The following is a 14583-nucleotide window of genomic DNA, read 5'->3' as shown; positions in this document are numbered from 1 at the left end:
CTCCGCAGGTGCTCAGACGGTTGCGGTCTCGCGCGCGTTCGCCATCGCTCCCAGCTGTTCGAGAATGCGCACCCATGAACGGATGCCCTTGTGGAAGCTGTTGAGGTCGTACTTCTCGTTGGGCGAGTGGATATTGTCGTCGTTGAGCGCGAAGCCGACCATGACGCTGTCCATGCCGAGGATCGAGCGGATCGAATTGACCACGGGGATCGAGCCGCCGCTGGCGAGCAGCGCCGACTTGCCCCATTCGGCGTCGAGCGCCGCGCGCGTCGCCGCGAGCGGCGGGCTGTCGCTGGCGAGGCTGATCGCGCGCGAGCCGCCGCGGACCTTGAACTCCGCGGCACAGTCGGCGGGAAGGCGCGAACGGACATGGTCCTCGAACGCCGCCCAGACCTGATCGGGATCCTGATCGCCGACTAGCCGGAAGCTGACCTTGGCATGCACCTCGGCGGGGATGACGGTCTTGAAGCCTTCGCCGGTATAGCCGCCCCAGATGCCGTTGATCTCGGCGGTGGGCCGCGCCCAGCTCTGCTCGAGCACGCCGACTCCCGCCTCGCCGGCAGGCACGCTGAGGCCGACATCGCCGAGGAACTGCCGGGCGTCGAAGCCGAGCGCGTTCCAGCTCGCCTCGACATCGGCGCTCAGCGGATGGACGCCGTCATAGAAGCCGGCAAGCGTGACATGACCCGCGTCGTCCTTGAGATCCGCGAGGATGCCGGTCAGCACCTGGATCGGATTGCGCGCCGGGCCGCCATACAGGCCCGAATGGAGATCGCGCGAAGGCCCACGCACCGTCACCTGCCCGCCGGCCATTCCACGCAGGCCGATGGTGAGCCCGGGCGTCGCGGTATCCCACATCGAGGTGTCGCAGATCAGCGCGAAATCGGCCTTGAGCTCGTCGGCATTGGCATGAAGGAAGGGCTCGAGGCTCTCGGATCCGGATTCCTCCTCGCCTTCGAACAGGATGGTCACGCGGACCGGCAGCCTGCCGGCAGTCGCCTTCCACGCGCGGCAGGCCTCGATGAAGGTGCGCAACTGGCCCTTGTCGTCCGAGGCGCCGCGGCCGACGATCGCGCGGGTGCCGTCGCTCCGCGTCTCGAGCACCGGATCGAACGGATCGCGCTTCCACAGCTCGAGCGGGTCGACCGGCTGAACGTCGTAATGGCCGTAGAACAGCACATGGGGTCCATCGCCGTCATGGTGCGCGACGACCATGGGGTGACCCGGCGTCGGCGCGACCCGTGCCGAGAAACCGAGCGCGGTGAGCTCGTCGGCGAGCTGACGGGCAGCTGCCTGGCATTGTTGGGCATAGGCGGGATCGGTGGAGATCGACGGAACGCGCATCAGCGCGAACAGGCGATCGAGGCTGTCGTCGATATGAGCCTCGACATAGGCGAGTGCGGCAGTGGAGTCGGTCATGCCCGAGCGCTACGCCTCGACACGCTATGGGGCAAGGCGGCGCGGCCTCGGGAATCTGCCGGATGCGCGCATGGCGAGGCAAGCCGGTGCAGGCTGGCGCGGGAGCGGGCAAAGCTGCGATTTCCCGCGGCGGGTTTGCTACAAATCCGCGCTAAGCGCCGTATCGTGCGTTGAGCGCGAGACCGCTGCGTATTGATTTCCGGCACGGGGAAAATCCCCCGAAAGCTATAGTTATTTAATAATTAATTATATTAGAGATATCTTGTTAATTATTTATATGCTTGCAGAATTTCGTTTCATGCTCGATCGTAATAACGATAGATGATATGGAATTGATGCGCTGATCTTCCCGCGAGCAGTGGGGTCTGAATCAAATTTGTATCAGGGTCGCTCCCTATGGCGCGCGCCTTTGTTCGGCAGCACATTGGTCCATTGAGTCGTAACCCGCTGAACCAAGCGAAGTTTGGGATTGCGTACCTGTGCCCATTGGTAATGACTCCCTGGCGAAGCTCCTGCGAGATGCCGAGGCACGGCTGCTCGAGAGCCGACGCTCGGTCGACGATGCGCTCGAACTCGTCCGGCACGCCTCGGGGCTGGCGCAGGGCGAAGGCGAGGATCAGGCGCCGGCGTTGCAGGCGGTGCTCGATTCGCATCGTGACGAACTCGTCGGCCTCGTCCTTTCGGCGCTGGAGAAGGGCGGGAGGCCGCGCGACGGCCGCAACGACTATCTCAATTCGCTCGTCTATCGCGAGGAAGACAATCAGTATCGCGTCGGGCGCAGGCAAGTGGGGCTCACCGAATCGGAGAAGCACGTGCTCGATCTGCTCTGGCAGGCGATGCCGCAGCCGGTCTCGCGCAGCAACATTCACCGTGCGCTCTATACGGGCAGCGAGCAGGCGACGATCGGGACGATCGACGTCTTCGTCTCCAACCTGCGGCAGAAGCTCAAGCTCGCCAGCGGAGGCCGCGACTTCATCCAGTCGATCCGCGGCCAGGGCTGGGCGCTCAAGCCCGAGCTATGCCGGCACCGGTCGCGCGGGGACGAGCAGCTGAACGCGGAGGCCGGCCGGCACCGCGCCTGACATTCAGGCTTTGCCGCCGCGCACCACCCGCAGCTGAACCGGCGCGTGCCCGCCTTCGCGGTGCGCCCGATCGAAACCATCGGCATAGCTGCGGATGCGCTCGCCGAGGGCGCTGGCGACATCGGGATGGCGATGCAACGGGCTCGCCGCGATATCGCTGAGCGCATGAAGCCGCCGCGCCGCGGCGCCGGCATCGAGCAGGCCGAGGTTCACGAGATCGACATAGATCGACGATGCGAGAAGCGCCTGCGCTTCGATGAGCGTATCGACGACCTCACCAAGGCCTTCGGAGTCGACCGGGGTTTCCATCCGTCCAACTAAGGGGCGTTCGGAAACCGGCGCAAATGGATTTCGATCCGGATGCGCTCCAATCCGGGACAGCGGCGCAGAGCCTGCGTCGCGCCCGGCCGGCGTTCACGAAGTGGCCTCAAGGGCGAATTCGAGGTGATCGGTATCGAAGCCGGCGGCGCCCGGCTCGGCGAACACTTCGCGGGCGCGGATTCGCGGGCCCGGGCTCTGGCTGACAATCGCGCGGCCGGAGCCGTCGAGAACGACGCGCTCTTCGCCAACCGCAACCACGGCGCCCTTCATGGAGCCGGGGGCGTAGTTGACAACAAGCGCGTAGCCGCCGGCCACGTTACAATATTCGCGCAATTCGCCGAGCCGAAAGCCGGTGCCTGCCTGACTGATCGCGGACTGATGGCTCACGGTGCAGACGCGCGGCACAGTGAGGCTCAGCGTGAAAGTTGCAGTACCGCTGGATTCGGCGCTTGCGGCGGACCCGCACAGCAGCAGGAGCCCCGCGGTGATTTTGGGGAGAGATCTGATCGGCATCGTAACACCCGTTGCTGACTGATCAGGCCTGATCTCATGTCCCGTTGAAAATATGATTGATACGCAAGGTTAATGATCTAAGAATATGTCAACGCAAGGCGCGAAGCTGCTGTTCCGAAAAGGCTCACCCCCTGCGGTGAAGCGTTAACGGGACTCGACGAGACGCCGAGTCGCAGCGTGGCAGGCCGTCCCCAACGGGCGCTCCGAGGCCGCTTTTTGACGTTCAAGGCGCAGCCGGGCGCATTTTTTTCGCGCCATAAGTCCTTGTTAATAAACAATAAGCCCCGGAACGTCCGCATCCGGGACGAGTTAACCACTTAATTCCATCGACTCCGTACCCGTTAAAATCTTATTAAAGACTTAACGATGGGACGGGGAGTTGAGGGTATGTGCTCCGGGGGGAGCCGCCCGCGCCATCTGCAAAACGAGCGTTTGCGTGCCCTGTCGGCCGCGCAGGCGATCCGTATTGCGGATGCGACGGCGGATAATGTCGATGCCGTGCCCGAGGGCGCTCGGCGATCGTTTCCAGACAGCTTCATGCGTCGAGCCCACCATGGGGTTCGTGCCCGTATCGCCGGAGCGGCGATCGGTGCCGCGGTCCTTGTCGGTCTTGCGGCCACGCCGGCTACTGCGCAGGAAATCGCCAATGTGAAATCGGTAGACATCGCGGTTCAGGGCAGCATTGCCCAGCGCTGCCAGATGGGGACGATCGCGGCCACTGATTTCGGGCGTATCGGAACTACGGGCAATCAAGGCGTGCAGCAGCGCATCCAGCTGGATTGCAACGTACCGTTCACGATGCAGATCAAGGCGCAGAACGGCGCGTTGGCGCATTCCGAGCTGCCGAATGGCCAGGGCGTTTATGCCGGTTCGGTTCCCTATAGTCTGGATGTTCAGCTTCCTGTGCGTCGCCCGACCCCGGAGATGATCTCCCGGGTATTCGAGGGGCGCATGCTCCGCGGCGGCCAGGCCATTTCCAGCAATGGCGGGATCGCCATGGATGGACTTCTCCTCAAGCTCAGCTTGGAAAACGTCACGAGTGAAGCCGGCCTATTGGCAGGACACTATGGCGAAGTGATCGAAATAACGATCGCACCAAACTGATAAATACAATAACTATAAGTAATGGGTCGCATATATGTCGGTTATTGATTTGAATCAATTCTGACGAACGAAATCATTATTGCGTCGTCATCGGGGCAATAATGGTCAAGCAAGCTTAATATTCATTGAATACTTTGTTTTTGCTTGTTAAAATGCCAACCTCGGTGATCGACTCGGCAATAACGCCGGGGGGCGCCGAACCAGAAGTGGGGATTTCACATGAAGAAGCTTCTCTCGGCAGCCACTGTTGCGCTGCTCTCGACCGCCGGTATCGCGCAGGCTAACGACATTGCCTATTCGGGCAACGTCAGCGCGCTCCAGCTCGCAGGCCAGGTCGCTCTCGGCGGCGGCCCGGGCTACGGCCAGTTCGGCCTCAACACCGGCAATTTCGAAGCTGCCAGCCCGACCGTCTCGCACAGCTGGGACATCTCGGGCGAGGTCCAGAAGGATTGCTCGTTCTACTCGCAGGGTCAGACCTCGAACCACCAGCTCAACTTCGGTGTGCTCGGTGTGAACAACCAGTCGAACACCAGCCTCAACGACGCGTTCGACATGCGTTCGGCCGCAGTTGCCAACGTCACCACCACGACGGCGGGCTGCAATGCCAACAACACGGTCACCATCACCAAGACCAATGGTTCGGACGGCCTCGTCAGTGACTCGACCGACGGCTTCAACTCGGCCGATTTCACGAACAAGATCCCGTACAGCGTCACTGCCGTCTGGCTGGGCACTGCCAGCACCAGCGGTTCGGGTTCGCAGAGCGGCCGCCTTCTGGACGTCAGCACCGGCGAAGGCTCCGACAGCCTGACCGGCGGCGCCTGGAAGTCGGCGTTCAACATGACGATCACGGCGCCGAAGCCGCAGAAGGCCCTGATCTCGGGCAACTACACCGACAAGGTGACGGTCGAACTGACCACCGCGATCTAATCGATCGGAAAAGGGGGAAGGGTGACCTTCCCCCTTTTTTTACCGAGGGCGCCCGGTGTATAGCGGCGTCTGTTTATTGGGGCGGGGGCCTGCCAGTGTTGAAGAATCTCTCTCGAGCGGCGTGCCGCTCGGCATGCGTGCTTGTTGCAGCCAGCATTTGCGCGACGACCGTCTATGCCATGCGGGTATCGCCGATGGTGGTGGAGATGAGCTCGGTCGGCACCGGCGCCGTTGCCCGCATCGAGGTCCAGAACCTGAACCCGGGCCAGCTCCCTTTCGAAACCCGCATCACCAAGATCGATTTCCAGCCGGACGGCACCGTCAAGGAGACGCCGGCGGATCAGAATTTCATCGTATTCCCTCCTCAGGGGATATTGCCGCAGGGCGCGCGCCAGGTCGTGCGCCTGCAATGGGTCGGCGCGGCCGATCTTCCCGCCTCCGAAGCCTATTATCTGTCGGTGAACCAGCTTCCGGTCGCGGTCGACGGGTCGGCTCAGGGTGCCCAGGTGCAAGTCGTCTATCACATGAAGGCGCTCGTCGTCGTGGCGCCGCCCGGAGCACAGCCGAACGTCTCGACGGTCTACGTCAAGCCGCAAGATTACCCGATGCCGGCCGCAAAGCCCGGCGATCCGCCACCCGCGAAGGTGCAGGGCATCGAGATCGAGCTGAAGAATACCGGCCGCCGGCACGCGATGATGTCGTCGCTGCGCTGGATACTCGACGGCACCGGCCTCGATGGCAAGCCGCTGCGCATCATTCTCTCGCCGGATGATCTCAACCGCTATGCGGGCGCGGGCTATTTGGCCGGTGGTGGCGCCACGCGCGTGTTTCGCCTCCCGCTCGTGAAGGGCTTCGGGCCCGGACCGATCCAGGTGAAGTTTCTGAAGTGAGCCGCCACGCGCTCCTCAGCACGACTGCCTGCCTATGTTTGGTCAGCGGCGCCGCCTGCGCGCAAGTCTCGGTGCCGCTGCCTCGTAGTGGAGCCGAAACTCCCGCGACGCCGACGACGCCTGCGCAGCAGACCGCGCCGGTGCCGCTTCCGAACGACAAGAAGCCTGCGCCCGAGGCTGCGCTGCCGACAGTTGGGCAGGATTCGGCAAGCAAGCTGCCCATCGGCAAATATGGCCGACCGGATATCAACCCCTACGACCGCGATCTCGACCTGACGGTTCCGCTGCTGTTCAAGCGGCGCAGCCTGGGCGATCTGACGATCCGTCTGACGTTCGATGACCGGTTGCTGGTCGACACCAAGGCATTTCAGAGCCTCGTCGAGACGCTGCTCAACGACGAGGCGCGTAGCGCGCTGACCCAGCGGCTTCAGAATCGGGACCACGTTACCTCGGAGGATCTCGCTCCCCTTGGTATCGCTTTCGAATATGACCCCAGCAGCCTGGCGGTCGTCGTGCTGACGATCGACCCGGGCAAACGCGCCGCGCAGCAGCTTTTCGACGTTTCACGCCCGCCCAACGACAAGCCGGACATCGAACCGGCGTCGGTCGCGGGGTTCCTCAACATCAATGTGTTCCAGTCCTATCGCTGGAACACCAACGAGGCGCCGCCTCCGGCGCTCAATCTCAACGGCGCAATCCGCTATGGCGGGATTGTGTTCGAGGGCGACGGGCAGTTCGCGCAGCAGGGCTTTGCCAACACCGGAAACTATAGTTTCGAGCGCAACTACGCGCGCTTCGTCTATGACGAACCGGCACAATATCGTCGCTGGTTCCTCGGCGATCTCTCGACCGAGATCCGCGGGCAGCAGGGCTTTGCCCAGATGGGGGGCATTGGCGTCAGCCGGCAGCGCCAGCGCTTCGACCCCTATCGGTCTTCGGTGCTGCAGTCGAACCGGCAGCTGATTCTGCAGCGCGATTCGAGCGTGCGGATCCTGCGTAACGGCGTGTTGTATCGCGAGCTCAGACTGGACGCCGGCGCTTATGATTTCAGCGCGCTGCCGCTGCTTTCCGGCAGCAACGACGTTCAGATCGAGGTGCGGGACAACGCCGGTGGCGTCCAGTCGCTCGCCTACAGCTCCTATCTCGATCCGATCGATCTCGTCCCCGGCGATTTCGAATATGCGGCCTATGTCGGCCCGATCAGTACGAGGTTCGGACAGTCGCCGGTATACAATGGACCGGTCGCGTTCTCGGGATTTTTCCGCAAGGCATTCCTGAATGCACCTGCCGTCGGCGTCGGCCTGCAGGCGACTGCGCATGTTCAGACGCTGACCGGCCAGACCCAGTTCGTTCTCTCCGGAGGCTCGCGCCTGCTGCTGGACGGCGGCGTCAGCCATTCACGCGAGGCGGGTGCCGGCGTTTCGGTCGGCGCGGGATTCGAGCAACTGATCGATCGCGGCGGCCTCGTGGATTCGGCGACCCTGCGCGTGGACTATCTGTCGCGTCGCTATGCCTTCATTTCCTCCCCTGACGCCGACAACAACAACGCCGTCAACATCACCGGCCAATATACGCGCGCGATCAACCAGCGGATCTGGGCGCTCGTCACCGGCAGTTACCTGAAGAGCCGCGACCGGCGCGACAGCTACCGGATCGGCGTTTCGGCGAACTACAATCTGACGCGCGAGCTGAGCGTGCGCGGGGGCGTCGACTATTCGCGCTTCGACCAAGGGCTGGGTCGCGGATCGGGAATCGGCTTCAACGTCGCGATCGTGTTCCAGCCAAACTATCGCGACCGGTTCGAGGCAAGGCACGATGGCGCGCTCGACAGCAGTTCGCTATCCTACACGCACACCTCCTCGAGCCGGATCGGCAGCGTCGGCTATGGCGCCACGGTCAATCGCGACGGTGATGCGCTGGGCGCCCAAGGCTTTGCGGACTATATCGCGAACCGTTTCGACGCCACGTTGAGCCACGCCAGCTACGGACCGAGCCTCGGCAGGTTCGGCAGCGACAATGTGACGGGCGTGCGTGTCGGCACCTCGCTGGCGTTCGCCGATGGCGCGTTCGGCCTCGGGCGGCGCATCAACGACAGCTTCGCGGTGCTCTACGCGCACGACAACCTGAAGGGCCGGAGCGTGGTCGCCGGGCAATCGCTCGCCAACAACGACTATATGAGCAAGAGCGGCACCTTTGGCGGAGCGGTGAACGGCTATCTTAGCTCCTACGTTACCCAGTCGATCCAGTACGACATCGAGAATCCGCCGGCCGGCTATGACATCGGGGCCGGCACGGTTCGGGTTAATCCGCCCTATCACAGCGGCTACAAGCTCAAGATCGGCACGGATGCGTTCGTTAGCGCCGCCGGCGTCCTCACCTTCCCGAATGGAACCCCGGTCGCGTTGGCGGGCGGGCGCGTGATTGCCAAGGACGGGAAGGACAAGGAACCAATACCGTTCTTCACCAATTCCGTCGGTCGTTTCGCAATCCAAAATCTGCGTCCTGCTATCGACTATCGGGTCGAACTTGGATCAGGTTCGGCGGCGTTCGAATTCAGAGTGCCCGCCGACACCACCGGTCTCGTCGATCTCAAAACGATAGTCCTGAAGTTGGCGAATTGAGGTGACTATGAAGAACCTGATTTACGCCACTCTGGCCAGCGCTGCGGGGCTCGTCTTCGCTGTTCCCGCCTCTGCGCAAACCGTGCCCGCCGCCGCGCGATCCGATTGCGCGCTACGCATTGATGGTGGGGCGACGAACTGGATCATTCAGGGCTACGATCCCTTCGCCAGCAGCGAACCCATCGCGATCTATGAGGCGGTGTTCAACAACGAGGGCGGAGCAGCTTGCGTTTTCGATCCCGTTTTCGTGGTCAGCCAGGAGACGTTCGGCCTGTCGCACGACGGAGGGCAGGGACGCGTAAACTACACGCTGCTCGATCAGTTCTCGAACAGCAACGCGACGCCGACCTCGGGCCGGACGATCGGGCGCGCGACCCAGCGGCCGATCGTGGTTCGCCCGCACAGCCAGCAGTTGGTGCGCTTTCAGTTCGCCGTCGATGAGGACGGGCTGGTCGCCGACGGCCTCTACAGCCAACGCGTGACGCTCATCGCCGAGAAGCGGGGGCAGGGGGAAATGCTCGCCTCGCGCTCGCTGGTTCTCGGCGTCAATGTACTGCCCTCGGCGGTGCTCGGGCTTTCGGGCCAGTATCGCCGCAACGGCGGCCAGGCGCTGGTCGATCTCGGCGAGCTCAGCGAGGGCGTTGCGCAGATCCCGCTGCAGGTGACGGTGGCGAGCACGCGCGCCTATCGGCTCGAATTCGCATCGAAGAACAATGGTTTGCTCAAGATGGCAGACGCCGACTGGAGCGTGCCGTATCAGCTGATGGTCGGCGAGAGCACGCTCTCGCTGGCATCGACGGCGAACTATAGTTCGTCGGGGACCGATCCGACGCGCGACGCTTTGCCGATGCGCTTCGTGATCGGCAGCGTCGCGGGCAAGCGCGCGGGTTTGTACAGCGATCTCATCACGGTCTCGATCGCGCCGCGGTGACCTGCTGACCGTACCGCATCTGTAAGCGTTTCGTCGTACCGGGCGCCGGGCATTCGCACCGCGCGCCACAGCCTTGCCGATAGCTGCCGCGTCATCTCCCCCCGGATGACCCACGCGGCAGCGCGGGCGCTCTCTTTGCCGCACGCAGCGAGAGCGCCCGCTACCCTTGACGCTATTTGCTTAACTGCGGATTGACGCGCCATCGCGCGTCCGCGGCGGCGGCTTAACGCAGCGGCTTGCCGCTGTCCTTCCATTTGTCGAGGATTTGCGACTCCGGCAGCGTCGATGCCGCGTAGTCGGCGGTTGGCGTTCCGCTCTCGACATAGGCCGGCTGAATCGCCGCCGGCGCGACGACAGGCGGGCGCGCCGGATGGGGGCGGTCGGCGGGAAGCGCTGCCATCGCGGTCGCCGCCGCGAGGTGCGGGGCGGGCAGCGGCTCGCCGCCGCGATAGGCCTGGTGGAACGCTGCCGCCATGCCCCACCAGCCCTTCCAGCGATGGAAGAAATGTGCGCCGAACACGCCCGTCATCACCAGCGCGCGGTTCCATGACGGCGTGACCGCATAAGTGTGGTAATGCGTCGCCATGCCGACGGGCGCGAAGACGCTGCCCGCCAGCGCCGCCTCGGCCACGCGGGCGGCGCGCGCCCAGGCCACGCGCGACGGGATCCGCGCCATCGCGCCGTCGCACGCGAAGCTGAACTGGCAGCCGCGCTTCTCCGAGCCCTGGAACACCACCCCGCAGACCGTCGCCGGGAAGGCGGGATGGCGCACGCGATTGAGCACGACCTGCGCGACGGCGCGCTGGCCGTCATCGGGCTCGCTCGCGGCTTCGTAATAGACCGCCTGGGTCAGGCATTGCAGCGCGCGGGCATGATCGATCGCGCTTCCGGCCACGTGGAAAGGCGCGGCGGGCTGAATCGAGGAATCGACGACCGCGCCCTCGGGCACCGGCAGATCGGGCAGCGCCATGGTTCCCGTGGTCCCGGTGGCGACGGCGGCTTCGTCCGAGACTGCGGTGTACCAGGCGGCGCCGGGGAAATGATCCTCGGCCTCGAAGCCCGACGGAGGTGTCCTGGGAAGCTCGGGCGGGGCAGCCGGGCTCAGCGCCTTGGCCGAAAAGCCGGCGCCGATCAGCGATACGATCGCCGCCGCCGTGAGGCCCCGCGCCTGCATTCGAGTGAATCGCCGCCAGAACAATCGCGTCGCCCCATGCGAGCCCAAAGGCTCGGTAGGCAATCCATATATCGCGAAAAGCTTACGGCTTCGCCCTACGATTCCGCGCCGTCCCGTCGCGAAACAGCTTATGGTTAAATCAAGCTTTGGGCGCGTCGCCGGCGGCACGATAGGCGGCGCGGAAGGCGTCCGCGAATGCAGCGAGCCGCCCCTCGCCGATCGCCGCGCGCAGATCGGCCATCAGCTGCTGATAGAAATAGAGATTATGCTCGGTCATCAGCATCGCGCCGAGAATCTCGCCGGCGCGGACGAGATGATGGACATAGGCACGGCTCCAGCCGGCGCAGGTCGGGCAGGCACAAGCCGGGTCGAGCGGGCCCTGATCCTCGGCGAATTTGGCGTTGCGGATGTTGATCGGCCCCGAGCGGGTGAAGGCCTGACCGGTGCGGCCCGAGCGGGTGGGGAGCACGCAATCGAACATGTCGACCCCGCGCTCGACCGCGCCGACGATGTCGTCGGGCTTGCCGACTCCCATCAGATAGCGCGGCCTGGCGGCATCGAGCTGGCCGGGGGCGTAATCGAGCACGCCGAACATCGCCTCCTGCCCTTCGCCCACCGCGAGCCCGCCGATGGCATAGCCGTCGAAGCCGATATCGAGCAGCGCGTCGGCCGAGGCTTTCCGAAGGCCCTCGTCGAGCGCGCCCTGCTGGATGCCGAACAGGGCATTGCTTTCTGCGTGCGCGCCGCCGGCGTCGAAGCCGGCACGGCTCCGCTTCGCCCAACGCATCGAGCGTTCCATCGCCGCTGCCTGCACCTCGCGGGTGGAGGTGGTGGGGACGAGTTCGTCGAACGCCATGACGATGTTCGAGCCCAGCAAGCGCTGGATTTCCATCGATCGCTCGGGGCTGAGCATATGGCGCGAGCCGTCGAGATGCGACTTGAAGACGATGCCTTCCTCGCTGCGCTTGGTCAGCTCGGAGAGGCTCATCACCTGATAGCCGCCCGAATCGGTGAGGATCGGGCGATCCCATCCCATGAATTTGTGCAGCCCGCCGAGACGGTGGACCCGCTCGGCGCTGGGGCGGAGCATCAGGTGGTAGGTATTGCCGAGCAGGATGTCGGCGCCGCTGGCGCGCACGTCCTGCGGCTTGACCGCCTTCACGGTGGCGGCGGTGCCGACGGGCATGAAGGCAGGCGTGCGAATCTCGCCGCGCTGCATTGCGATGGTGCCGAGCCGGGCCTTGCCGTCGGTGGCGTGGATGGTGAACTGGAAACGCGGGAGCGACATGGGACGTTGCCCTAGCCACCTCCATTGCTTCGAGTCGAGGGACCATGCCGAACGAGACCACCGACAAGCTGCGCGCCATGGCGACCCATCGCGGGTTCAGGCTGGTCACCTCGCGGCGCCGCAAGCCGGGTGGGGACTTCGGCAAATACGGGCTGAAGGACGCCAGTGGCGTGCCCGTGTTCGGGATCGCGAAGACGGGGCTCAGCGCGAGCGCCGAAGAGATCGAGGACTATTTGCGGGGCGCGACGAGCAATGCGTGGAGCAAGTCGGCGGGCTCGACCAAAGCGCGGCCAAAGCCGCGGGCGCAGCCGAAGCCGGAAGCCCCACCGAAGCCTAAACCGCGTTTCCGGGTGAAGGTCGAGAATCTGCGCACGAGGCTGCCGGCGGCGAAACGCACCGAGGCGTTCACCGAATTGCTCGCGCGGCCGGGGGTGCGCGTCGAGCGAATCGTCTCGCGCGGGCAATCCACGCCCGCGAACGAGCCGATGGTGCAGGCGCAGGACGAATGGGTGCTACTGCTCGAAGGCGCCGCGGGACTAAGAATCGAGGATTCGGACGAGGTCAGCCTGCGTGCCGGCGATCATGTCTGGATCGCACGAGGCCAAAAACATTGGGTGACGTGGACCGCGAAGGACCGACCGAGCGTCTGGCTGGCAATACATCTCGGCTGAGGCGCGGGCAGGGAGGGCGATCGCGCGAAGGGCTGCGCCCGATCAGGAGCGATGCGCTGCGACATAGGCGACGATGTCCTGCGGCTCGCGGAACAGCGTGTCGGGCGCGTGCGCGACGAGCACCTTCTCGCTGGCGTAGCCCCACAGCACCGAACCTGCACGCATACCGACCTCGCGCGCGGCATCGATATCGCGCGTCTCGTCGCCGATCGCCAGCGCCGCGCCGGCCGGGATACCCATCTTCTTCAGCACGCGGCGGAACTTGGGCGCCTTGCCGAACAGCGACGATCCGCACGCGTAGAAATCGATCCGCGCGGCGTGCTGCTCCCCCAGGATTTTTCGGGCATTGGCCTCGGAGTTCGAGGTGACCAGCGCGATCCTGACGCCGGTCGCGGCGAGTTGCTCGAGCAGATCGGGGGTGCCCGGGAAGAGCTCGATCCGGTGGGCGTTGCGGCCGACGAGCTTGCGCAAATGCCGCGCGATCAGCGGCATCTTCCACCGCGCTATGCCGAGGAAATTGATGACCTCCCGCGAGCTGCGATGGCGCAGCATCTCGACTTCGTCGGGCTGGACGGTGCGGAAGCGGAATTTGCGCGCGAGATCGTCCACGACCGAAAGGAACCAGTCGCCGCTATCGGACAAGGTGCCGTCGAAATCGAAGATCACCAGCCGGATGGGCGCGACGGCGTTTCCGGTTTCGGGCCCGGTATCAGCCATGCGCGCGCCCATGCATGCGGCATTCGGCGCCTTCGCCGAGCTCGATCTGGACCGTGGTGTGGTCGATCCGGAAATCATGCTCCAGCCGGTGCTGGAGATCGATCAGGAAGGCGTCGCCGGGATGGCCTTCGGGCATCACGAGATGCGCGGTGAGCGCGGCCTCGGTGGTGCTCATCGGCCAGATGTGGAGATCATGGACACGCGCGACGCCGGGAAGCGCCAGCAGCGCGCGTTCGACGGCCTCGGCGTCGATGCGCTCGGGCACGGCCTGCAGCGCCATTGTCACCGATTCGCGGGCGAGGCCCCAGCTGCTCCACAGGATCACCGCGACGATGACGAGGCTGATCGCCGGATCGATCCACCGGGCGCCGGTGAACAGGATCAGCGCGCCGCCGATCACCACGCCGAGCGACACCGCCGCATCGGCGGCCATGTGGAGCCACGCGCCGCGAATGTTGATGTCGCCCTTGCGGCCACGCGCGAACAGCATCGCGGTCGCGAGGTTCACCACGATCCCGATCGCGGCGACGATCATCACGATCTGGCCGGGCACCGCCGGCGGATCGCCGAAGCGTTTGAGCGCTTCCCAGCCGATCGCGCCGACGGCGACGAACAGCAGCACCGAATTGGTCAGCGCGGCGAGAATCGAGCTGCCGCGAAAGCCATAGGTGAAGCGCTTCGATGCGGGCCGCTTGGCGAGCTCGGCACCCGCCCAGGCGACGAGCAGCCCGAGCACGTCGGAGAGATTGTGGCCGGCATCGGCGAGCAGCGCGACCGAATCGGTAAGGAATCCGGCCGCGCCCTCGATCGCGACGAAACCGAGATTGAGCATCGTGCCCAGCGCGAAGGCCCGGCCGAAATCCGCCGGGGCATGGGCGTGGTGATGATCGTGGTCGTGATGTCCCGCCATTGCAGCTGGTTT

At 64.8% G+C, this 14583-nt stretch carries 14 protein-coding genes; 7 read left to right on the top strand and 7 right to left on the bottom strand.

The features are described 5' to 3' along the window. Positions 1-12 precede the first annotated feature (12 nt). Positions 13-1419: a M20/M25/M40 family metallo-hydrolase gene (locus tag E5A74_RS12670; protein WP_135985479.1), complete on the bottom strand. Its 1407-nt coding sequence runs from the start codon at positions 1417-1419 to the stop codon at positions 13-15. Between the two features lie 479 nt (positions 1420-1898). On the opposite strand from E5A74_RS12670, the gene E5A74_RS12665 reads away from it, so the two are divergent. Next, complete coding sequence (locus tag E5A74_RS12665; RefSeq protein WP_135985477.1) at positions 1899-2501, top strand: helix-turn-helix domain-containing protein; 603 nt, start codon at positions 1899-1901, stop codon at positions 2499-2501. Positions 2502-2504: 3 nt separating this feature from the next. On the opposite strand, the gene E5A74_RS12660 is transcribed toward E5A74_RS12665, so the two are convergent. Both E5A74_RS12660 and E5A74_RS12655 read right to left on the bottom strand, forming a co-directional pair. After that, positions 2505-2810, bottom strand: coding sequence for a hypothetical protein (locus tag E5A74_RS12660; RefSeq protein ID WP_135985475.1), 306 nt, complete (start codon positions 2808-2810; stop codon positions 2505-2507). Between the two features lie 105 nt (positions 2811-2915). Further along, the gene (locus E5A74_RS12655; RefSeq protein ID WP_240699794.1) at positions 2916-3335 is read right to left on the bottom strand and encodes a hypothetical protein; all 420 of its coding nucleotides are present in this window, start codon (positions 3333-3335) and stop codon (positions 2916-2918) included. Between the two features lie 432 nt (positions 3336-3767). Between E5A74_RS12655 and E5A74_RS12650 the strand changes: the two genes are divergently transcribed. From E5A74_RS12650 to E5A74_RS12630, 5 genes are all read left to right on the top strand, one after another. Beyond that, the gene (locus tag E5A74_RS12650) at positions 3768-4439 is read left to right on the top strand and encodes a hypothetical protein (protein WP_240699793.1); all 672 of its coding nucleotides are present in this window, start codon (positions 3768-3770) and stop codon (positions 4437-4439) included. Between the two features lie 219 nt (positions 4440-4658). Beyond that, complete coding sequence (locus E5A74_RS12645) at positions 4659-5369, top strand: hypothetical protein (protein WP_135985473.1); 711 nt, start codon at positions 4659-4661, stop codon at positions 5367-5369. A 95-nt stretch (positions 5370-5464) separates the two neighbouring features. Continuing rightward, complete coding sequence (locus E5A74_RS12640) at positions 5465-6259, top strand: fimbrial biogenesis chaperone (RefSeq protein ID WP_135985471.1); 795 nt, start codon at positions 5465-5467, stop codon at positions 6257-6259. A 71-nt stretch (positions 6260-6330) separates the two neighbouring features. Further along, positions 6331-8880 (top strand): fimbria/pilus outer membrane usher protein, encoded by a 2550-nt coding sequence (locus tag E5A74_RS12635; RefSeq protein ID WP_240699792.1) that lies wholly within the window; start codon positions 6331-6333, stop codon positions 8878-8880. Between the two features lie 7 nt (positions 8881-8887). Then, positions 8888-9811: a hypothetical protein gene (locus E5A74_RS12630; RefSeq protein ID WP_135985468.1), complete on the top strand. Its 924-nt coding sequence runs from the start codon at positions 8888-8890 to the stop codon at positions 9809-9811. Positions 9812-10034: 223 nt separating this feature from the next. Here E5A74_RS12630 and E5A74_RS12625 read toward each other — a convergent pair whose 3' ends face one another. Together E5A74_RS12625 and tgt are read right to left on the bottom strand one after the other, a co-directional pair. Next, positions 10035-10985, bottom strand: coding sequence for a cell wall hydrolase (locus E5A74_RS12625; protein WP_135985466.1), 951 nt, complete (start codon positions 10983-10985; stop codon positions 10035-10037). A gap of 139 nt (positions 10986-11124) precedes the next feature. After that, positions 11125-12273, bottom strand: a complete 1149-nt coding sequence (tgt, locus tag E5A74_RS12620) for a tRNA guanosine(34) transglycosylase Tgt (RefSeq protein WP_135985462.1) — start codon at positions 12271-12273, stop codon at positions 11125-11127. Between the two features lie 44 nt (positions 12274-12317). Here tgt and E5A74_RS12615 point away from each other — a divergent pair, with 44 nt between their 5' ends. Beyond that, complete coding sequence (locus tag E5A74_RS12615) at positions 12318-12944, top strand: cupin domain-containing protein (protein WP_240699791.1); 627 nt, start codon at positions 12318-12320, stop codon at positions 12942-12944. A gap of 42 nt (positions 12945-12986) precedes the next feature. On the opposite strand, the gene E5A74_RS12610 is transcribed toward E5A74_RS12615, so the two are convergent. Next, positions 12987-13661 carry an HAD hydrolase-like protein gene (locus E5A74_RS12610; RefSeq protein WP_135985458.1) on the bottom strand — a complete coding sequence of 225 codons (675 nt, stop codon included), beginning with the start codon at positions 13659-13661 and terminating at the stop codon, positions 12987-12989. After that, positions 13654-14571, bottom strand: a complete 918-nt coding sequence (locus E5A74_RS12605) for a cation diffusion facilitator family transporter (RefSeq protein ID WP_135985456.1) — start codon at positions 14569-14571, stop codon at positions 13654-13656. The genes E5A74_RS12610 and E5A74_RS12605 overlap by 8 nt, the downstream gene beginning before the upstream one ends. Positions 14572-14583 lie beyond the last annotated feature (12 nt).

The organism is Sphingomonas naasensis (genome assembly GCF_004792695.1).
Taxonomy (GTDB): Bacteria; Pseudomonadota; Alphaproteobacteria; order Sphingomonadales; family Sphingomonadaceae; genus Sphingomonas; species Sphingomonas naasensis.
This window is presented reverse-complemented; position numbering and strand designations above follow the sequence as displayed.